The sequence below is a fragment of the Nocardia sp. CC213A genome (assembly GCF_030766805.1).
Classification (GTDB): domain Bacteria; phylum Actinomycetota; class Actinomycetes; order Mycobacteriales; family Mycobacteriaceae; genus Nocardia; species Nocardia otitidiscaviarum.
The window spans coordinates 24,380-44,972 of sequence record NZ_JASFXA010000015.1; the positions used below are offsets into that span (position 1 = coordinate 24,380).

The 20,593-nt window shown below is 69.7% G+C and carries 19 protein-coding genes; 13 read left to right on the forward strand and 6 right to left on the reverse strand.

Going from position 1 to position 20,593, the window contains the following annotated elements:
• The first annotated feature begins 76 nt into the window (after positions 1-76).
• On the forward strand, positions 77-457 hold the full coding sequence (locus tag QJS31_RS24965; RefSeq protein WP_306357841.1) for a transcriptional regulator: 381 nt from the start codon (positions 77-79) through the stop codon (positions 455-457).
• Positions 458-466: 9 nt separating this feature from the next.
• On the opposite strand, the gene QJS31_RS24970 is transcribed toward QJS31_RS24965, so the two are convergent.
• Complete coding sequence (locus QJS31_RS24970) at positions 467-925, reverse strand: DUF6194 family protein (protein WP_306357842.1); 459 nt, start codon at positions 923-925, stop codon at positions 467-469.
• A 43-nt stretch (positions 926-968) separates the two neighbouring features.
• Here QJS31_RS24970 and QJS31_RS24975 point away from each other — a divergent pair, with 43 nt between their 5' ends.
• A complete protein-coding gene (locus tag QJS31_RS24975) occupies positions 969-1,721 on the forward strand; it encodes a MerR family transcriptional regulator (RefSeq protein ID WP_306357843.1) in 753 nt (250 codons plus the stop codon).
• Positions 1,722-1,945: 224 nt separating this feature from the next.
• Here QJS31_RS24975 and QJS31_RS24980 read toward each other — a convergent pair whose 3' ends face one another.
• Complete coding sequence (locus QJS31_RS24980) at positions 1,946-2,977, reverse strand: AraC family transcriptional regulator (RefSeq protein ID WP_282777615.1); 1,032 nt, start codon at positions 2,975-2,977, stop codon at positions 1,946-1,948.
• A gap of 109 nt (positions 2,978-3,086) precedes the next feature.
• On the opposite strand from QJS31_RS24980, the gene QJS31_RS24985 reads away from it, so the two are divergent.
• The 6 genes from QJS31_RS24985 to QJS31_RS25010 all read left to right on the forward strand — a co-directional run bounded on the left by QJS31_RS24985 (position 3,087) and on the right by QJS31_RS25010 (position 8,320).
• A complete protein-coding gene (locus QJS31_RS24985; RefSeq protein ID WP_282777617.1) occupies positions 3,087-3,638 on the forward strand; it encodes a hypothetical protein in 552 nt (183 codons plus the stop codon).
• 84 nt (positions 3,639-3,722) lie between these two features.
• Positions 3,723-4,187 carry a DUF5946 family protein gene (locus QJS31_RS24990; protein WP_306357844.1) on the forward strand — a complete coding sequence of 155 codons (465 nt, stop codon included), beginning with the start codon at positions 3,723-3,725 and terminating at the stop codon, positions 4,185-4,187.
• Positions 4,188-4,626: 439 nt separating this feature from the next.
• Positions 4,627-5,079: a flavodoxin family protein gene (locus QJS31_RS24995; RefSeq protein ID WP_282777621.1), complete on the forward strand. Its 453-nt coding sequence runs from the start codon at positions 4,627-4,629 to the stop codon at positions 5,077-5,079.
• 271 nt (positions 5,080-5,350) lie between these two features.
• A complete protein-coding gene (locus QJS31_RS25000; protein WP_282777623.1) occupies positions 5,351-6,019 on the forward strand; it encodes a response regulator transcription factor in 669 nt (222 codons plus the stop codon).
• Complete coding sequence (locus tag QJS31_RS25005) at positions 6,016-7,305, forward strand: sensor histidine kinase (RefSeq protein WP_306357845.1); 1,290 nt, start codon at positions 6,016-6,018, stop codon at positions 7,303-7,305. Before QJS31_RS25000 ends, QJS31_RS25005 begins: the two co-directional genes overlap by 4 nt.
• Positions 7,292-8,320: a hypothetical protein gene (locus QJS31_RS25010; protein WP_282785870.1), complete on the forward strand. Its 1,029-nt coding sequence runs from the start codon at positions 7,292-7,294 to the stop codon at positions 8,318-8,320. The genes QJS31_RS25005 and QJS31_RS25010 overlap by 14 nt, the downstream gene beginning before the upstream one ends.
• A gap of 62 nt (positions 8,321-8,382) precedes the next feature.
• On the opposite strand, the gene QJS31_RS25015 is transcribed toward QJS31_RS25010, so the two are convergent.
• Positions 8,383-8,829, reverse strand: a complete 447-nt coding sequence (locus QJS31_RS25015; RefSeq protein WP_195147613.1) for a hypothetical protein — start codon at positions 8,827-8,829, stop codon at positions 8,383-8,385.
• Between the two features lie 147 nt (positions 8,830-8,976).
• On the opposite strand from QJS31_RS25015, the gene dapA reads away from it, so the two are divergent.
• Both dapA and QJS31_RS25025 read left to right on the forward strand, forming a co-directional pair.
• A complete protein-coding gene (gene dapA / locus QJS31_RS25020) occupies positions 8,977-9,885 on the forward strand; it encodes a 4-hydroxy-tetrahydrodipicolinate synthase (RefSeq protein WP_282785872.1) in 909 nt (302 codons plus the stop codon).
• Positions 9,882-11,891, forward strand: coding sequence for a ribonuclease J (locus QJS31_RS25025; RefSeq protein ID WP_282785873.1), 2,010 nt, complete (start codon positions 9,882-9,884; stop codon positions 11,889-11,891). Before dapA ends, QJS31_RS25025 begins: the two co-directional genes overlap by 4 nt.
• 185 nt (positions 11,892-12,076) lie before the next feature.
• On the opposite strand, the gene QJS31_RS25030 is transcribed toward QJS31_RS25025, so the two are convergent.
• Positions 12,077-12,634 (reverse strand): hypothetical protein, encoded by a 558-nt coding sequence (locus QJS31_RS25030; protein WP_282785975.1) that lies wholly within the window; start codon positions 12,632-12,634, stop codon positions 12,077-12,079.
• 29 nt (positions 12,635-12,663) lie between these two features.
• Positions 12,664-13,047, reverse strand: a complete 384-nt coding sequence (locus tag QJS31_RS25035) for a DUF4189 domain-containing protein (RefSeq protein ID WP_306357846.1) — start codon at positions 13,045-13,047, stop codon at positions 12,664-12,666.
• 239 nt (positions 13,048-13,286) lie between these two features.
• Between QJS31_RS25035 and QJS31_RS25040 the strand changes: the two genes are divergently transcribed.
• From QJS31_RS25040 to QJS31_RS25050, 3 genes are all read left to right on the forward strand, one after another.
• Complete coding sequence (locus tag QJS31_RS25040) at positions 13,287-13,910, forward strand: TIGR03085 family metal-binding protein (protein WP_306357847.1); 624 nt, start codon at positions 13,287-13,289, stop codon at positions 13,908-13,910.
• 154 nt (positions 13,911-14,064) lie between these two features.
• Positions 14,065-16,944 carry a BTAD domain-containing putative transcriptional regulator gene (locus QJS31_RS25045; RefSeq protein WP_306357848.1) on the forward strand — a complete coding sequence of 960 codons (2,880 nt, stop codon included), beginning with the start codon at positions 14,065-14,067 and terminating at the stop codon, positions 16,942-16,944.
• Between the two features lie 677 nt (positions 16,945-17,621).
• Positions 17,622-20,216 (forward strand): DNA translocase FtsK, encoded by a 2,595-nt coding sequence (locus tag QJS31_RS25050; protein ID WP_306357849.1) that lies wholly within the window; start codon positions 17,622-17,624, stop codon positions 20,214-20,216.
• Positions 20,217-20,219: 3 nt separating this feature from the next.
• On the opposite strand, the gene QJS31_RS25055 is transcribed toward QJS31_RS25050, so the two are convergent.
• Positions 20,220-20,591 carry a hypothetical protein gene (locus QJS31_RS25055; protein WP_282785217.1) on the reverse strand — a complete coding sequence of 124 codons (372 nt, stop codon included), beginning with the start codon at positions 20,589-20,591 and terminating at the stop codon, positions 20,220-20,222.
• Positions 20,592-20,593 lie beyond the last annotated feature (2 nt).

Here is a 20,593-nt window from a genome sequence, read left to right on the forward strand (position 1 = left end):
GAGAGGGGTGCTCTGCTACCTCGTGTAGTAGGTCGCTAGCATCGTCGCTGTGCCGGACAAGAGACGACTGACGCTGGTGGGTGCCGTGCTGTCGGCGGCGGCCGCGATGTTGCTGCTGCTCGGTTGGTTGGCCTGGGGGCGCGGGTCCGGGTATGGGGTCGACGACAATCCGGGCTATGTCCTGTTGTTCCCGGTATTCGCGGGGTTCTTCCTGTGGGGGCTGGTCCGGTTCCGGGCGATGGAGCGGGATGCGGCGCTGGCCGAAGGAAATCCCTTGTCGGGCAAAGAGATTCGAGAAATTCCTGCCGGGCTGCTGCCCGCGCGCGATGCGGCCGCGAGCGATACCGATCGCGCGATGGACGCGTACAACCGGTATCTGGCCGAACTCAATGCGCGCGAGCTGCAACACCATTTGCGGGCAGCGGGTTTGGACGTCTTCGCGGGCGACCGGAAGTAGGGCGCAGCGCTAGCCGGCGCGCCGGTCGTAGCGGGTGCGCGCGCGGTCGTGGGCGGTGCGGAGCAGTTCGCGCACCGTGGCCTCGGTGCGCGGGCCCGGGTTCACTACCGCCAGCCATGCGGCGCTGGTGTACACGGGGTGGGGTAGGACCGTATCGGCGACGCTGGCGTCGACCTCGGGGGCTTCGCGTGGGGAATGGCCGGTCGATTGCATGAAGGCGTCCTTTCCGGCGCTGATGTTCACGCGGAAGGTGTCCGGCCGGTACAGCTGTGACGCGGTGTCGTCGGGATAGTCCTTGGTCACGATGGTGGCGAAGGGCTGGGTGGTGGTCGGCACCTGCCCGTCGGGGGCGTAGTAGAAGAACGCGTCGCCCCACGCGATCTCGGGCGTGCCGTCGCCGGGCTGCGGCTTCAGGGTCAGCACGCCGCCGAGGCTTTCGATGTAGGCGATGATCTCGTCGATGCTCATGGTTACAGCGTGGCATTGAAGCGCTTGTGTAGAGTTTTCGGTGATGAGTGCAGGTGAGTGCGGTGTAAGTCGCAACTCGGCGGGTCTGCGTACCGCTGCGGTGGCACGGTTGGCCGGGTACTCCGTGCAGCAGGTGCGCAACCTCGAACGCGACGGGGTGCTGCCGCCTGCGCGGCGCACGCCCACCGGGTACCGGGTCTACGACGACACGCATGTGCGTGCCGCCCGCTCCTATCGGGCGTTGGCGGCGGGTGTGGGTCCGGTCGAGGCCAAGGTCATCATGCGGGCGGTGTACGCGGTGACGCCGTCGGAGCCCCTCGCGCTGCTGGACGCCGCGCACGCGCACCTCGATCGGGAACGCCGCGATCTCGCGTTGGCGCAGGCGGCGGTTCGCGCCATCGCCGACGAGTCCATCGACGACGTGCGTGCCACCGACGCCATGAGCATCTCGGAGTTGGCCGAGGCGCTCGGCGTGCGACCGTCGACGCTGCGGCATTGGGAGGCAATGGGTTTGGTGACTCCGGGGCGCGGCTCGACCGGTGCGGCGCGCAGCTACCGGCCCGGCGATGTCCGGGACGCGCGCATCGTGCACCAGCTGCGGCTGGCGGGCTACCGCATCGCCCCGCTCCAGTCGCTCATGCCGCAACTGCGCGGGGCGCGCCGCTGGGCCGAGGTGCTGGCCGGGCTGTCCGCCCGGGACGCGGATATCACGGCGCGCTCCCGCGCCCTGCTCACGGCGGCCGCCGAACTCGACGCACTCCTGCCGCCGATCGGTACCGCACAGGACGTTCGGTAGATATGGCCGGGCCGTGCACGGCGTGCCGCTGCAAGGAGACTCGGCGTCGGCCATGAGTGCGCTGCATCGTCGGGCCCAGGCTGCCGCCGCCGGTACCGCGAAGATCAGTAGCTCGCAAGGCCACCGGCGGGATTGCGCCGGGCGACGTTGCGGCGCAGTAGCTTGTGGGTCGTCGAGCGCGTGATGCGATGGTTCCGGCCGGTTGTGAGCGGTGCACATCCGCGTCAGCCCCTGCTGGCCTCCTGCCGACTCTCGCGGGCGAAACGACCGGGGGCCAATCCTTTCCAGGTGCGGAAGGCGGTGGAGAAGGCAGACATGCTGGAGTACCCCAGCCGCTGCGCCACCGTGTCGACGGTGAACCCCTGGGCGAGCAGTTCCTCGGCGAGCATGCCGGTGGTCTCGTGGCTCAGGGCGCGAAAGCTGGTGCCCTCGTCGGCGAGTCGGCGGCGCAGGGTGCGGACGCTGATGTTCAGGTCGGCCGCCACCTCCGTCTGGCCCGCGAGTCCGCCCCGGTAGACGAGCAGTTCGCGCACCTGCCCGCTGAGGCCGGTGCGCGCGTGCCGCTTCTGGATGGTCTCGACACAGAGCCGCTCGTACTGCGCGCGCAGCAGCGGATGGGCCTGCGGCATGGGGTGGCGCAGGTCGGCGGCGTCGAGGACGAGCGCGGTGCGGTCGGCGTCGAACCGGATCTCGGGCACGTTCAGCAGCGTGCCGACCGCCTCGTAGACGGGGGAGTAGCCGAGGATGACATCCAGCCGCTGCACGGGCACATCCCAGCTCAACAGCTCCCGCTGCACCGTGCGGATCAGCGTGAGATCGCGTTCGATCGCGAACCGCCGCACCTGCTCGGGAACGTTCGAGGCGTCCATGCTCACCAGTACCTGCGCCCCGGACGTCTCCAGCGCGTACCGCACATACGCGAACGACAGATCCGCGAAGCGCGTCCACATCTCCACCATCTCCCGCACGGTCGCGCACGCGCTCAACGCCACCCCGAGATTCCCGATCACCGGCAGATGCACCGCCATTCCGGCGATCAGCCCCAGCCCCGGCTCGTCCCCGGTCACATCCAGAATGTTGCGGATGATCCGGAACTCCTGATCGAGGTCGATCTCCACCGTCGGATCGGTGAGCTCCGCCTCCTCGATCCCCGTCCCCGCCAACGCGACCGCTCCCGCGATCTCCCGCTCCACCGCGAAATCGACCAACAGCGCCGCGCTGACCGTCGAGCGCACATACCAAGGGTCCCTGGCCATACCGAGAATCATCGCAACCCGAACCCACCCGCATCCCCCGAATCGAAGACCACGACCTGGTTGCTTCGGTTACGCTGCGGTCGCGGCTCAGGATCGAAGGAGCGCCACCGTGCACATCGTCATCACCGCCCTCCCGGCCACCGCCGCTACTCCGCACATCGAGATCGCCGTCATCGCAGCCGCGTCGGTACCCGTTGTGGGAGCGATTCTTTCGGCCCCACCCCTGCGCGGCCGCCGTCCCGCCGGTATCGGACGAAGTCACCTGCTCGCCCAACTCTTCGCCGCCCTGGGCGCACTCACCTACATCGCAGCCGTCCTGCTCGGCGTCTTCACCGACGACGCGCAGACGGAGGTCATCTTCACCGCCCTGGTCGGCGCCACCTGCGGCGTGGTCGCCCTCCTGGTCGCCCGCCGCACCGGGGTCGACCACCGGTTCCTGCTCGACGCGGCCGCGACGGCCCCGCAATCCGACCTCCCGGCCCGCTACGCCCTCATCGACACCCTGATCGCCGGTATCGCCGACCGCGGCGTCCAGGACCGAGTACGCGCCGACGCCGCCCAACGCCTGGTGGGCTCCATCACCACCGACTCCGAACCACTGGACGCCGCAGCTGCCGTCCCGGTCAGCCCCGCGAAGCCCCTCCCGACATCCGATTCCTGATCGGTTCGCCCCGTCTGCCGCATCCAGACACGAGCGCATCCACATGCCTTCCGCCTGCGATCGCGGGCGGCCTAGCCTGGAGGTATGACCGGTAGGGGCGGGTGCGAGTGTGGTGCGGCGGCACCGTGTGTCGACACCTGGTATGAGGCGCTCGCGCAGGAGCACCAGGATCCCGAGATGGCGGCGTGGCATGCGCCGTTGGTCTGCACCTTCGTGTTGCAGCACCCGTCCCGGAACCGGGAGCGGTTCGCGGATGTCCAGTTCCGGCTGTTGCAGTTCTTCCTCGATCGAGGAGTGGTGGCGACGAACCGGCTGGCGCGGCATCAGGTGGCGCGCAACAAGAGTGGCGGGCCGGGATACGACAGGACGCCGCTGGAGCCGTATCACGCACTACCGCAAAGGGTTTCGCCACCAAGCTTCGCCCTCGGTGTCGCAGACCTCAGGGATGCCGACGGCGGGTTCGTCGGCGACGGTCACGTGGCCTACGGTGAGCGCATGCGGCAGGTCGCCGATGCGACCGTCGCGGGCTACCTCGCGTCGGACGGTTGAGTCGAGGGATGGCGACGTTCGACGCGCTGATGCATCACCTTCTTGCGGAGCTCTTGGTACAGCTCCAGGCCGAGAGCACGTCGGAGGCGTTCCATGCCAGATCGACGGTTTCGGCGACAGATTGCTCGGTGCCGGCCAGGGACACGACGACCAAACCCGTCCTACGCGGGTCGCGGAACTCCTGGACCAGCCGCGACTTTCCGACCTGCCGCCGCCCTCGGATAGCGACGGCAATCCCTCGGCGGGACTCCGCGATTCGTTGCAGGCGAGTACGCAGCAGCCCCAGCTCGACACTCCACCCAACGAAACCGGACACCGTTACGCCTCGCCTGGCCGTATCTATGTAGATGATATCTACGTAGATAGCATCTACGCACTTGGTGTGCGCGCTGGCATGGCTGCTGGCACTGCGAACCGACCGGACCCTAGGCTCGACACCATGCCGCGCTTGCTGATCATCCACCACACGCCGTCCCCGTTCATGCAGGCGATGTTCGAAGCGGTGGTCTCCGGTGCGACCGATCCCGACATCGCGGGGGTGGAGGTCGTGCGCCGGGCGGCGCTGGCCGTCTCACCGACGGATGTCCTGGAAGCCGATGGCTACCTCCTCGGCACCCCGGCAAACCTTGGCTACATGAGCGGCGCACTCAAGCACGCGTTCGACGTCGTCTACTACCCCTGCCTCGATTCGACCCGAGGCCGTCCCTTCGGGTGCTACCTGCACGGCAACGAGGGCACGGAGGGGGCGGAGAAGGGCGTCACCTCGATCACGACCGGACTCGGATGGACGAAAGCCGCTGAGTACGTGGTGGTATCGGGCAAGCCGTCCAAGGATGCGCTCGAAGCGTGCTGGGAACTCGGTGCGACCGTGGCGGCGCAGCTCATGGAGTGAGCGCGACCGGAGCCCACCCCGCCTGGCGGCGGTGCTCCAGTTCGGCGTGACCAGCTCGCGCGCCGCGTCGAAGGAGAGGATGATCGCCGAGTTCGTAGCCGTGCACGGCAAACGTCCGTTCGCCAACCGCACAGCCGTTCGCGGGGGCTCGCGCGTCGTCGGGTCGAGGTCCAGTTCGCCCCCCGATTTCTGGTGGCTGACATACCTGGCGGAAATACGGTCATACTGCTCACCGGGGTACATCGGGATTGGGAAGAGGTGAAGGGTCGCCGTGGAGGCGCAGGAGTCGAGGCCACGCCGGATCGGGTTGGTCGAGGATCACGAGTCGGTGGCGATCGGGTTGGCGGCCATGTTGGCGCCGGAGCCCGATCTGGAATTGGTGATCACGGCGGGTACGGTGCCGGAGTTGCTGGCGGCGGCGCCGGAGCTGGATCTGGTGGTGCTGGATCTGCGGCTGGCGGACGGGTCCTCACCCGAGGACAATGTGCTGGCGCTGCGGGAGAGCGGTGTCGAGGTGCTGGTGTTCACCGGTGCGGACAACGCGTTCCTGGTGCGGGCCGCCGCGCGCGCGGGAGTGCTCGGCGTGGTCCGCAAGTCCGAGGATGTGCCCACCGTGGTGGCGGCCGTGCGCCGTGCCGCGCACAAGGAGCTGGTGGTCACCACCGACTGGGCCGCCGCCATCGACGGCGACCCCAAGCTCCAGGACGTGGGCCTGAGCCCGCGGCAGCAGGAGGTGCTGCAGCTCTACGCCTCCGGTGAGAAGGCGTCGCGCGTGGCCCGGCTGACCGGGCTGTCCGAGCAGACCGTCAACGACTATCTGGGCCGTATCCGGCAGAAGTACGCCGATGCCGGACGTCCCGCGCACACCAAGACCGACCTGTACAAGCGGGCCGTCGAGGACGGCTGGCTGCCCATGCCGGAACGCGACACGAACGCATGACCGCGTCCAGCGCGCTGGACTCCCCGCCCGCCGAGGCCGCCGCCATGTCGTGGACCGCTGCGCTGCGGCGATTGCGGGGAGCGCTCGATACGGCCGACGGCAGGACGACGGCCGCCTCCGACCGGATCATGCGTCGCCTCGGCATCTCCCTCGGCATCGGCGGGGTCATCATCGGCCTGTTCGAGGTGCCGGAGATTGCCGACCACGGGCGGTTCGTCCCGTTCTGGTGGACAATTACCGCGGCCCTGCTGACCTTCGGATTCTTCCCGGTCCTGGCCCTGGTGGCGACGCTGACCGGGCAGCGGCCGATCAAAATCGTCTCCGCGTGCGCCGCACTGAGTTTCCTGGTGGTGGTCGCCAGCGTGCCCGCCGTCTTCGAGCCGGACACCGTGAACGCCTCCACCATCTGGCCGTTCCGGGTGCTCGTCATCGCGGTGACGGCGGCGGTGCTGGCGTTCCCCACCCGCTGGGCGATCGTCTACATGATCGTCGCGTCGGCGGTGGCCGCCACCGCCAATGTCTATACGCTGGCCGATTTCACGGCCGCGCTGTTCATCGAGAACTTCCTGCGCGCGGCCGGGCTCGCGGCGCTGTTCGTCTGGTGCGGCACCGCCGCGCGCGGCGCGGCCGAACGGGTCGACCGCGAATCGGCCATCGCCGCGCGCCGGGCCGCCGTGGCCGCCGCCGCGCAGGCCCGCGACCGGGAGCGCGCCCGCTTCGCCGCCCTCATCCACGACGCGGTGCTGTCCACCCTGCTGGAGGCCTCGCGCGCGGGCACCGAATCGGATGTGCTGCGCCGCCAGGCCGAACGCACCCTGGAACAGCTCGAAGAGGTACGCGGCGGGGAACGCGATCCGGACCTGCTGGACGCCCGCTCGGCGGTGCTGTTCCTGCGTTCGGCCGTGCAGGAGGTGAATCCGAGCATCCGATTCGCCACCCGCACCTGGCCCGGCTACGACGACCTGCGCATGCCGGTGCCGACCGCCAGCACCCTGGCAGCCGCCCTCACCGAGGCCGTACGCAACAGCCTGCGCCACGCCTCGGTTCCGGGGCGGGAGGTGCGGCGCACGGTCACCACCACCATCAGCGCGGGCAGTATTCGCATCGTATTCACCGATGACGGAGCGGGTTTCGACCTCGCCGCGGTCTCGGCCGACCGGCTCGGCATCTCCATGAGCATCCTGGGCCGCATGCGCCAGCTCGCGGGCGGCTCGGCCTTCGTGGAATCGCAGCCGGGGGAGGGGACCACGGTGACACTGGTCTGGGGTGGCGATGGCTCACTCTGACGTTTCCGACAGCCGCTTCGGCCTCGGCGATCTGCTGGGGCTGCGCGGCGGCGCGGGCTGGTTGTTCCTGGTCATCCTGGAAGCCACCATCGCGCTGTACATGTACAAGAACTTCCACGGGGTGCCGTTCTGGTCGGCGCTGGCGGGTATGGCGCTCATGCTCGCGGCGGGTGCGCTGGTGATGGTGGTGCCCGTCGACCCGCTGCCGGTTCCGGTGGCATTGTTCGCGGCCGCCGCCGGACCCGCCTCGGCGGGGCTGACGGTCATGAGCCTGTCCCCGGGCGGGCAGTCGCATTCGGTGTGGACCGCCTACGCGAGCTCGTACGTGCTGGCGGTGCTGGTGCTGCGGGGGCGGGTGCGCATCGCCTGGGTGGGTGTGGCCGCCATCGCGGCCGTGGTCGCGGTCGCCGGGATGGGTCCGCAGTTGGAGGCCAGCGCGGTGGTCGGCTCCATCGTGCCCATCGGCACGGTCGCGGCGATCACGGTGTTCGCGGCGATCATGCGACCCATGCAGCGGTCGCTGCGGCTGTTGCGCGAGGAGGCCATGCTGCGCGCGGCCGCCGAGGCCACCATGTCGGCCGCCGACAACGAGCGCACCCGCCAGCTCACCCGGCTGGATCGGGTGGCGGGGCCGATCCTGGAGCGCATCGCCGACGGCGTGGAACTCACGGCCACCGAACGGGAGGAATGCCGCCTGTTGGAGGCTGAGCTTCGCGACGGGCTGCGGGCGCCGCAACTGGTGACCGATGAGCTGAGCTGTGCGGCGCGGGGTGCGCGATCGCGCGGGGTCGAGGTGGTGCTGCTGGACGACGGCGGTTTCACCGGTGTGCCCGAGTGGGTGCGCAAGCGGGTGATCGATGCCGCCACAAGGGAATTGGACGCCGCCAATACGGGCACGGTGACGGTGCGGGTGCTGCCGCTGGGGCGGCGGCTGCTGGCCACGGTGCTGGCGACCGGTCCGGAGCGCGACCAGCGCACCGAGATCGACACCGACGGCAAGGTCACGGTGGGCTGATCCGATCGGCTCGTCGGTGTGTCGGCCGGACGTCGCGGGCGCGACGGCGGGCCGTCACCGCCTCACTCGTCGTAGCGTCCGGAGCCGCCCTTGCGCATCTGGTCCCGCAGCGCGCCCTGCACGGCGGTCGACAGCCACGAGTTCAGCGATTGCCCGCTCTGTGCTGCGGCCTCCTCGGCGCGCGATTTGATCTGCTCGACCAGTCGCAGGGTGACCCGGCTGATATCGCCGGTGACCTCCTCGAAGGAGGGCTGTTCGGCATCGGATGCGGTCTTGCGCACATCCACGTGGGCGTCGGTGCCGTCGACGGAGACGTGCACGGTCCGATCGCCCAGCGTGGCGCTGATCTCGGTGGCCAGATCCGAGAGCGCGGCCAGCAGGGTCAGCCGGGCGGAATTCTCCGTGGCTGCGGCCAGCGCGGCGGCCGTGGCCTGCGTTTTCTCATCGCCGAGCGCGGCCGCGGCAATGAGGTCCTCGCGCAGGCGAGCGGTGTATTTGTTCAGGTCCATGACACCAGTGTGACGTCACGGATGACGCCACACAAGGAGTGAAATGATGTCAGGTACAACCCCCATTACACGAATCCGCATCCGACTGGCGGCGCTTCGGCGACAAGGGTGCGAAACCCATTCCTGCCACCGGGTAGCCTTCTGGCTATGACGAACGGTAATTCGACGCGAACCGAGCTGCACGCGTCCGGCACTGTCGGTGTCGCGATGGTGACCCCCTTTACCGCCGAGGGCAAGCTCGACGTCGATACCGGTGTCGCCCTCGCGTCCGATCTGTGCGACCGAGGCGTCGACCTGCTCGCCATCTCCGGCACCACCGGCGAATCTCCGACCACCACCGAGTCCGAGAAGTTCGACCTGCTGCGTGCCGTCGTCGACGCGGTGGGCGACCGCGCCACCGTCATCGCGGGCGCGGGCACCTACGACACCGCGCACAGCATCGAGTTGGCGCGCAACGCCCAGCGCGCGGGTGCCCACGGTTTGCTGGTCGTCACGCCGTACTACTCGCGGCCCTCCCAGGACGGGTTGGTCGCCCACTTCACCGCCGTCGCCGATGCCACCGATCTGCCGGTGACGCTGTACGACATTCCGCCGCGCTCGATCATCCCCATCGGGCCGGACGCGCTGCGGCGGCTGGCCGAGCATCCGCGCATCGTCGCGGTCAAGGACGCCAAGGGCGACCTCAACGCGGGTGCGGAGATGATCGCCGAGACCGGACTGGACTTCTACTCCGGCGACGATGTGCTGAACCTGCCCTGGCTGTCCATCGGGGCCGTCGGATTCATCAGTGTCATCGGGCATCTGGTGCCCGATCGGCTGCGCGCCATGCATACCGCCTACCAGGCCGGTGACATCGTCAAGGCGCGCGAGATCAATGCCAGCATGATTCCGCTCTATCGGGCCATGGCCCGTTTCGGAGGTGTTGCCATGACCAAGGGTGCCCTGCGCCTGCTTGGCGTCGAGGTCGGCGAGCCGCGCCTGCCGCAACTCATCCCGAACGACAGACAACTCGACGACCTGGCCGCGGACCTGCGCGCCGCGGGGGTGCTCGCATGAGCAACCCCATCGGTCGTCGCCCACGCCGTACCGCGAGTCGCGCCGCGGGAGCACCGGAACCGGTGCGGGAGCGCGACACCCAGCCAACGACCGTACCGACCAAGGAGGCCGCCGCGCCAACCAAGGAAACCGCCGCACCGGCTTCGACGTCCACGGTGACGCCGGAACCCGCTGCCGCACAACAAGAATCGAACGATCGCAGCCGAAACGAGCAGGAGGGCGGCCGATCCGGCCGCGGGCGCTCGTCCGACCGCAACCGGCGGGGCGGCCGCGGCCGCCAGTCGGGGCGGTCCGATCGCGGTGAACAGTCCGCGCCCCCGGTGCGCGATCCGCACGCCTTCGGCACTCCACCCGCCGCCCCGCGCGGCGGCCTGCGGGTGTTCGCGCTCGGCGGCATCGGCGAGATCGGCCGGAACATGACCGTTTTCGAGCATGACGGCAAGTTGCTCATCATCGACTGCGGTGTGCTGTTCCCGGAGGATCAGCAGCCCGGCGTCGACCTGATCCTGCCGGACTTCGGCCCCATCGAGGACCGCATCGACGATGTCGCCGCGGTGGTCCTCACCCACGGGCACGAGGACCACATCGGCGCGGTGCCGTTCCTGCTGCGCCTGCGCCGCGACATCCCGGTGGTGGGCGCGAAGTTCACGCTCGCGCTGGTGGCGGCCAAATGCCGCGAACATCGGTTGCAGCCCAAGCTCATCGAGGTCAGCGAGGGCGAGCACACCCAGCACGGGCCGTTCGACTGCGAGTACTTCGCGGTCAACCACTCCATTCCCGACGCGCTCGCGGTGGCGGTGCGCACGCCCGCGGGTATCGTCCTGCACACCGGCGACATCAAGCTGGACCAGCTGCCGCTGGATGGTCGCCTGACCGACCTGGCGGGCTTCTCGCGGCTCGGTGACGAGGGCGTGGACCTGTTCCTGGTGGACTCCACCAATGCCGAGGTGCCCGGATTCGTCACCCCCGAACGCGAGATCGGGCCGGTGCTCGATTCGGTGATCGGCAAGGCGCGCGGCCGGGTCATCGTCGCCTCCTTCGCATCCCACGTGCACCGCATCCAGCAGGTGGTGGACGTGGCGCAGCGCTACGACCGCCGGGTGTGCTTCGTGGGCCGGTCCATGGTCCGCAATATGCAGATCGCCCAGGATCTCGGCTACCTGGATATCCCGGACGGCCTGGTGGTCGAGCTGGACCAGGCGGCGAATCTGCCGGTGCACAAGCTGGTGCTCATCTCCACCGGATCGCAGGGCGAGCCGCTGTCGGCGCTCTCGCGCATGGCGCGCGGCGATCACCGCCAGATCAATATCCGCGCCGACGACCTGGTGGTGCTGGCGTCCTCGCTCATTCCGGGCAACGAGAACGCCGTCTTCACCGTCGTGAACGGCCTGGCGCGGCTCGGGGCCACCGTGGTGACTCAGCAGAACGCGAAAGTCCATGTCTCCGGCCATGCTTCGGCCGGTGAGCTGCTGTACCTCTACAACGCGGTGCGGCCCACCAACGCCATGCCGGTGCACGGGGAATGGCGGCACCTGCGCGCCAACGCGGCACTGGCGGTCGCCACCGGCGTGCCCGAGGAGCGAGTGGTGCTGGCGGAGAACGGCGTCGTGGTGGACCTGGTGGACGGCATCGCGAGCATCACCGGCAAGCTGCGGGTCGGCCAGGTGTACGTGGACGGTCTGTCCGTCGGCGATGTGGGCGAATCCACGCTGTCGGACCGGCTGGTGCTGGGCGAGGGTGGCTTCATCTCCATCACCGTCGCCGTCGACGAGACCACCGGAAAGGCCGTCACCACACCGGAACTCAACGGCCGCGGTTTCTCCGACGACCCGGCCGCCCTGGCCGACGCCCAGGAACTGGTGGAGGCCGAACTGCGCCGCCTGGCGGGTGAGGGCGTCACCGAGACGCATCGCATCGCGCAGAGCGTGCGCCGCGTGGTGGGCCGCTGGGTGGCCGATACCTACCGCCGCCGCCCGATGATCGTGCCGACGGTCATCGGCGTGTAGTCACGGTCGACCGCCGCGCAGCGCCCCAGCGGAATCCGCTGGGGCGCTGCGCGTTCAGTACCGGGTGCTGACTGTTTCACCGCTGCGGCGCTGCGTACCCCGACGCTCGAGCGTCGGGGCCGCGGCGGGCCGGCGGTCCGCGCAAGATGCGCCCCGGGTGGTCACACCACCCGGGGCGTCGGGACTCAGTTGTCCTGGCAGGCGGCGGAATCCAGCTTGGCGGCCTTCACGATGCTGCACGCGAAGCCGTGGTCGACCTTCCATTCGGTGCCCTCGGCGACGAAGGCGACGGTGGCGTTCTCCACCGGGGAGCCGTCGATGGTCACGTTGGCGTCGGCCTTCAGCTTGCCGTCGACCGGATCCTGCACGTTGGTGATCTCGACGGTGACGTTGTTCTGCTTGGCGGCGTCGACCAGTTTGTCGACCAGCTGCGGGTCCACGGCCGCGTCCTCGATCCAGCTGATCTTGGTCTTGGCGTCGATGGACGGATCGAATGCCTTGTTGATCTTGTCGTTCAACTCCGCCACGGTCGGCTTCGGCAGATTCGGGACCTCCGTGGTGGACGGCGCGGCGCCGGTCACCTTGTCCTCGTCCTCGGTGGAGCCCTCGAACTCGCCCGCGGGCGCGGCGGAGGTGGTGGTCGCGTCGGAACCGGTGTCGTCACCGGAGCCGCAGGCCGCCAGACCGAAGGCCGAGGCGGCCACCGCCACCGCGGCGGCGGCACGGAAAATGGTGTGCTTCAACGAAATTCTCCCTGAATCGGAATGAAGGATCAGAGCCGGTAACCGCTGGTGCAGTTCCAGTGGATGATGGTCGCGTCGGAGAGGTTGCGGTCCAGCGCCTGATTGCGCGCAGCGCTCCGGGATTCCGCCGCCCCGAAGGTGTAGTAACCCTGGCGTGAGTAGGCGACCGCACCGCAGCCGTTGGCGAAGCGTGCGACGATCTTGCAATCCATCCCCCGGCATTCGCTCAGCGCGGCGTCCTGCGCCGCCGCCCGCGAGGCGTAATCATAGGAGTAGCCGATGCTGCCCGTGGAGCTGGACAGCGCGATGGCGCCGTAGTTGTACCCCGCCGCGTTCGCCGGTGCCGCAGTGACGGCCAGCAGGGAACCCGCCGCCGCGATCACAACGGCCGCGCCGCTGACAATCTTCTTCAAGGTGTTGCCCTTCTTTGCTTATGGGTCCACGACCCGATGGACCGAGGAGTCAAGCTACCGACCCGAATTGGCCGACGCCAACCCGGAAGCAGCGGAAACGAGCGGTTGCCGCACGATTCGCGTACCGGACTGCCGTGCCGGTGATGCGGTAATGATCATGTGGAGCGCTTATCGCCGACCGGGTGTTTCCCTTAAAGGCGACCCTTCTGCTGAGCGGTTTGTCCGGTTAGGGTGCGCGTATGAGCATGGCCCAACGCGAGCGGCAACATCTGGTGCAGACCATGGCGGCCGCCGGTCCGGACGCTCCCACCCTCTGTGGCGACTGGACGGTGCGAGATCTGGCCGCCCACTTGATCGTTCGGGAGCGCCGTCCGGACGCCGCGCCCGGAATCCTACTGAAACCGCTGGCCGGATATTTGGAACGCGTGCAATCCACAGTGGCGCGGCGGCCGTTCCCGCAACTGCTCGAACAGGTGCGCACCGGCCCGCCCGTCTGGTCGCCCCTGCGGCTGGTGGACTCGGTCGCCAATCTCACCGAGATGTTCGTCCATCACGAGGACGTCCGCCGCGCCGGCACCAGCTGGGAGGCGCGGGAGATGTCACCCGACGACGAGGACCGGCTGTGGAAGGCGCTGCGTCCCGTCGCCAAGATGGCGTATCGCAAGTCGCCGGTGACCGTGGTGCTCGCGACCTCGGACGGCCGCCGCCACACCGCGCACACCGCCGGTGGCCGCACAGTGGTGCTCACCGGACCGCCGTCGGAACTGCTGCTGCACGCCTTCGGGCGCGATGAGGTGCGGCTGAGCATGTCCGGCGACCCGGACGATGTGCGGGCGGTGCTGGCCACCGATCGCGGCGTCTGATCCGCCCGATTTCCGGGCACCCGCCGACCACATCCCGGTTCGGCTGGTAATAACCACCGTGGTCGTGCAACGATCACGACGAGCGGTGGCTCACCGTGACGAGCGCCACATCCGGCGATCGGCGCGGGAGCGTAGGTATGAGGTGGTAAGTGCGATGACATGGCGACTGTCGGTACTCGGACCGGTCGAGCTGAGTCACGAGGGCGTGCCAACGGCCGCCATGCCGCCCAAACAGCAGGCCGCCCTGCTCATCCTGGCCGGAGCACGCGGGCGCACCGTCTCGGTCGAGGAACTGGTGGACGGCATCTGGGGTGAGCGACGGCCGCCGTCCGCCTTGGGCGCGCTGCGCAACTACGCCTGGGCGCTGCGCAAGCGTTTCGCCGCCGGGACACACGCGGTGCGATTGACCTCCGGCACCGGCGGCTACCGACTCGACGGGGCCGTCGAACTCGACACCGACCTGGTCGACCGCTTCCGGGTCGAGGTCGAGCAACTGCGCATCGCCGGAGATCTGGACCGCGCCGAAGCCGTGCTGGAAGCCGCGCTCGGGCAGTGGCGCGGCGATCCGCTCACCGGGGTGCCCGGTCCGTGGGCCGAGGCCGAACGGGCCCGGCTGCGCCGCCTGCACCGGGTGCTGTGCGAGGACCGGGTCGAACTCGCCGTGGCCGCACAGGACTATCCGCGCGCCATCACCGATCTGGAAGGGCTGATCACCGCCGATCCGCTCAGTGAACGGCTGCGCGGACTCATGATGACCGCGCTCTACCGCGCGGGCCGCCGCACCGAGGCACTCGAGGAGTACCAGCGCATCCGGCGCCTGCTCGTCGCCGACCAGGGCATCGAACCGGGACCGGCGCTCATCGAGCTGCATCAGCGCATCCTCACCGACGAACTGCCCGCCGTGGCCGCCGGTGCGCCCGCACCGCTGCCCGCCCCCGCCCAATTGCCGCCCGACACCGCCGATTTCACGGGTCGGCACGAGGTTGTGGACCGGCTCTGCGATGAACTGCGCGACGATCTGAGCCTGCCCATCGCGGCCGTGTCCGGAATGGGCGGGGTCGGCAAGACCACCCTCGCGCTGCATGTGGCGCATCGGATGCGCGCCCGCTTCCCGGACGGGCAGCTGTATGTGGACCTGCACGGCGCGGCCGCGCGGCCCGCCGACCCGGGGCAGGTGCTGGGCGGATTCCTGCGCGCCCTGGGCGTGCCCGATTGGGAGATGCCGGCGGGAGTGGACGAGCGGGCGGCGCTGTTCCGGTCCACGGTGAGCGGTCGGCGGCTGCTGCTGGTGCTCGACGATGCCTTCGACGGAGCCCAGATCGCACCGCTGCTGCCCGGAACGCCCGGATCAGCGGTGCTGGTGACGGCGCGGCGGCCCCTGACCGCACTGCCCGGGGCACGGCCCACCGCGCTGGGCGTGCTCGCCCGCGACGAGGCCGAGGAGCTGTTCGCGCGGATCGTCGGCGTGGACCGGGCGGCGGCCGAACCCGAGGCGTCCCGGCGGGTGGTCGAGCTGTGCGGGCTGCTGCCCCTGGCGATCCGGATCGTGGCCGCGCGCGTGGCGGCCCGGCCCACCTGGACCATTGCCTCGGAGGCGCGGAGACTGACCGAGGAACGTGCCGGGCTGCGCTGTTTCCGCGCCGGGGAACTGGCCCTGGACGCGGTGTTCCAGGCCGGATACGACCAGCTCGAACCGGCGGCGGCGCGGGCCTTCCGATTGCTGGCCGGTACCGGCCTGCCGGAGCTGCCGCTGGCCGCCGCCGCGGTGGCGCTGGGATGCGCGGTGGACGAGGCCGAGGAGTTGTGCGAGGGACTGGTCGATCGCGGCATGCTCGAATCCATCGGGCGCGGGCGCTATCGCTACCACGAACTCATGCGGATGTTCGCACTCGGCCACGGCTCTCGGTCCGATGAGACCGATGTGCTGGCGCGGTTACTCGATCACTATCTGGCGACCATGAAAACCGTGCTGCGGGTACGGCATCCGGGACTGGTGCTGCCGTCGGCGGCGACCGTGGCGGCGGGGGAGCGGCTGCGCGACCTGGACGACACCCGGCGCTTCCTCGAACTGGAGCGGCGCAATATCGCCGCGCTGTACCGGCTGGCGGCCGCCGCGACCCCGCGACACCGGGTGGTGGCCGCGGATCTGGCGATCACGGTGGCGGTGACCCTGCTGGCCGGTGACGCCACCGTCGACCTGGAACAGGCCCTGGACGGTCTGATCGCGGCGACGGCCGCCGACGGGAATCCGACCGCATGCCGCCGGGCCCGACTGGCGCTGGCGTGCGCGCTGCTCGTCGAATTCGGTGAACCGGAACGGGCGGCGGTCGAACTGCGGCAGATCCTCGACGGCCACGACCCGAGTACGGAGATCTGGGTCGGCGGCGCGGCCCACCTGCTCACCGGCGCGCTGGCCCTGGGCGAGGGTGAGATCGACGCCGCGATCGACTCCTTCCGCATGGCGCTGCGGCTGCACCGGCTCGGCCACAGTCCGGAATGCGTGCGCGTCGCCTACGCCATGCTGGCCCGCGCCTACGCCGTGGCGGGCCGCGACCGCGACGCGCTGGCCGCCGCCGCCCGAGCCGTGGTCGGCGACCAGCGCCCCGGCACTCGGCACAACATCATGTGGGCCCTCACCGAGGCGGCCTGGGTCATCTGCCGCGACGACGACCCGGACCTGGGCCAACGCCTCTTCGACGCCGCCGTCACCGCCGCCCGCCGCGCGGGCAGCCCGCGCTTCGAATCCGCCGTCCACACCCGCGCCGCCCTCGCCAACCTGGCCGCGGGCCGTCTCCGCGAGGCCGTCGACGAAGCCGACCGCGCCGAAGCCACCCGCGGCGGCCCCACCCGCCCCACCCACCCGCACAACCAACTCATCCGCTACACCGCCCTGCGCCGCCTCGGCCGCACCCTCGACGCCGCCGAGTGCTACCGCACCGCCGCCAGCCAGATCCCCGACTTCGACTCCGCCCTGGCCCGCTGGACCGCCACCACCCCCGCCGCCACCGCCCACCCCCTCCCCAGCGCCAGCTGAACCACCCGCTGCCGAAGGCGGTCCGGCGCGTTCGATGCGGCCGGTATCCCCCGGGCCTCATCGGTGCGCTCAGGGCGACCGGTGTGCCCGCGCACCCACTGGCCGCTGCGCTTGTGCAGTCTGCGCCAGGGGCGCAGGGTGGGCAAGCGCAGCACGCTCCGACCACGAGCGTTCCCCCTGCCGCACGCCGCCGAACCCGCACCATCCGACCAGCGGATCTCCTGCGCACTCGAGGACGCCCGCACCTGCACCGCCCCGCGGACCATGCGCTCTGCCGTCTCCGGCGTCGCTCGCCCGTTCCCGGCGTCGCTCGCTCGTTGACGGCGTCGCTCGCCCCGTTGGCGGGGCTGCTCGCCCGCTGACGGGGCTGCTCGCCCGCTGACGGGGCCGCTCGGCCGCGCCCGCGCTGGACCGGGCACGGTGGTCGCCACCTCCATGTCGAATTCCCGCACCGTGCTCCCGGCGTGTCGCACGCGAGTGCCCGCATCGCGTCGGCACGGTGCGGTTCACTGGTACCCAGCCGAGCCGGCACGGCGTCATCGCAGCTCGCACGACCGGCTCCGCCCATGCGGCACCCTCCGGTCCGCCCGTCGCCCGCCTCGATCTCCGGGGTGTGATGTGCGTGGGGTGGGTGTTGCGGATGGTCCGGATGATGCGCCAGCGGCTAGCCTGAGTGCATGGCAGGTAAGTCCCGCACCACCGCAACGTCCCGTTCGCGGGCGGGATCGACGCGGGGGCAGGCTCCTGCACGGTCTCGGTCCAAGGCTCCACGTTCGGCCCCCGCCACCCAGCGCCGGTCGGCGTCGGCGGGCCGGGTGCGGCGTTCCCCGGCCCGCCGCCCGGCCCGCGCCCGCTCCAACACCGCCCCGCTGGCGGTGTTCACCCGCGGGGTGAGCGGCGGCTGGAACATGCTGGCGCGCGGCCTCGGCGCCACCACCCGGGCACTCGGCCGGGCCGGTGAGATCGAACACGGCCACCGCCGCGACGGCATCGCCCTGGCCCTGGTCGCCTTCGCGTTCGTCATCGCCGCCGCGGTCTGGCTGTCGGCGGGCGGGCCTGTCGGACGTGGGGTCGACACCGCCATCCGTTGGGTCGCCGGATCCGCCTCGGCCGCACTGCCTTTCGTGGCCTCGGTGATCGCGGTGATCCTGATGCGCACCGAACCGCATCCGGAGGCCCGCCCCCGCCTGGTGCTCGGCGGCCTGCTGGTCGGCCTCCCGGTGCTCGGCCTGTGGCATCTGGCCTCCGATTCCCCGTCCGATATCGACGGCCGTTCCCGCGGTGCGGGTTTCGTGGGCTATGTGGTCGGCGGTCCGCTCAGCGACGGGCTCAGCGCCTTCCTGGCCGTCCCGCTGCTCATGCTCGCCATCCTGTTCGGTGTGCTGCTGCTGACCGGCACCACGGTGCGCGAGATTCCCGAGCGGATGCGCGAACTGTTCGGCACCGGCAGCGGCGGTGACGAATACGACCGTGAGCCCGGCGAATTCGGTCTCTACGATCCGGCCGACTACGACGCCGACGGCTTCCCGATCCACCAGAAGGCCAAGCGCCGCCGCGGCAAGTCCCCGTCGGACAACTATCCGACCGACGAATTCGGTGGCTCCGACGCGGTCACCGAGGTCATCGGCGAACCCCCGTTGCAGGACGCCAAGGACATCGCCCCGCCCGAGCCGCCGAAACCCAAGGCGCGCAAGGCTCCCAAGGTGGTCGATCAGACCCCGCCGCCGCAGCGGGCCGAGCAGTTGGAGTTCGTCACCGACCGCGAGGTCGAGGGTGACTATCAGCTGCCGCCCATGACCCTGCTCACCGACGGTGATCCGCCCAAGAAGCGCAGTGCCGCCAACGAATCCATGATCGAGGCGATCACGGAGGTGTTGGTGCAGTTCAAGATCGACGCCGCAGTGACGGGTTTCGTGCGCGGCCCGACGGTCACCCGCTACGAGGTGGAGCTGGGTCCCGGCGTCAAGGTCGAGAAGATCACCGCGCTGGCCCGCAATATCGCCTACGCGGTCGCTACCGAGAACGTGCGCCTGCTCGCGCCCATCCCCGGCAAGTCGGCAGTGGGTATCGAGGTGCCCAACTCCGACCGTGAACTGGTCCGGCTCGCGGACGTGCTGAAGGCCCCCTCCACCCGCAACGACCATCATCCGCTGGTGATCGGCCTGGGCAAGAACATCGAGGGCGAGTTCGTCTCGGCGAATCTGGCCAAGATGCCGCATCTGCTGGTGGCCGGTTCCACCGGTTCCGGTAAGTCCAGCTTCGTCAACTCGATGCTGGTGTCGCTGTTGCAGCGTGCCACCCCCGATGAGGTGCGCATGATCCTCATCGACCCGAAGATGGTGGAACTCACGCCCTACGAGGGCATTCCGCATCTGATCACGCCCATCATCACCCAGCCCAAGAAGGCCGCGGCGGCGCTGGCCTGGCTGGTGGAGGAGATGGAGCAGCGCTATCAGGACATGCAGGCCAACAAGGTCCGCCATATCGACGACTTCAACCGCAAGGTCAAGTCGGGGCAGATCACCGCGCCGCTGGGCAGCGAGCGGGTGTACCGCCCGTACCCGTACATCCTCGCCATCGTCGACGAGCTCGCCGACCTGATGATGACCGCTCCCCGCGATGTCGAGGACGCCATCGTCCGCATCACCCAGAAGGCCCGTGCCGCCGGGATTCACCTGGTGTTGGCGACCCAGCGGCCGTCGGTGGACGTGGTCACGGGTCTGATCAAGACCAATGTCCCCTCCCGGCTCGCCTTCGCCACGTCGTCGTTGACGGATTCGCGCGTCATTCTCGATCAGCCGGGCGCGGAGAAGCTCATCGGCATGGGTGACGGCCTGTTCCTGCCCATGGGCGCGAACAAGCCCACCCGTCTGCAGGGTGCGTTCATCTCCGACGAGGAGATCCACGGCGTCGTCGAATTCACCAAGGAGCAGAAGGAACCCGAGTACCAGGAGGGTGTCACCGCCGGTAAATCGGGTGAGAAGAAGGACGTCGATCCGGATATCGGCGACGACCTCGACCTGTTGTTGCAGGCCATCGAACTGGTGGTCACCAGTCAGTTCGGCTCCACGTCGATGTTGCAGCGCAAACTCCGCGTCGGTTTCGCCAAGGCGGGTCGACTCATGGACCTCATGGAGACCCGCGGGGTGGTCGGCCCCAGCGAGGGCTCCAAGGCCCGCGACGTCCTGATCAAGCCCGATGAGCTGGACGGACTGCTCTACACCATTCGTGGTGGGGGAGAGGCGGATTCGGAGCCCTCCGGCGCGGAGTGAGGGTCACACCTCGAGGTCTTCCTCGATGCCCTTGAGGCGATGGCGGGCCATGGCCAGGTTGGCCCGGTTCTTGTCCAGCGCCAGATACAGGAACAGGCCCTTGGATTTTCGGCCGGTCATGGGCCGGATGATGTGGTACTGGCCGGAGAGGGTGATGAGGATGTCCTCGATGTCCTCATTGAGCCCCAGCTGTTCGATGGTGCGCATCTTGGCCCGCACCACCTCGGTATTGCCCGCGGCGGCGACCTGCAGGTCCAGTGCCTTCGAGCTGCCGAGCATGCCGAGGGCCATACCGCTGTTGTAGTCGACCACGGCCGCGCCGACCGCGCCGTCGATGACCATCATGTCCTTGAGCGCGATATCCAGATTGGACATAG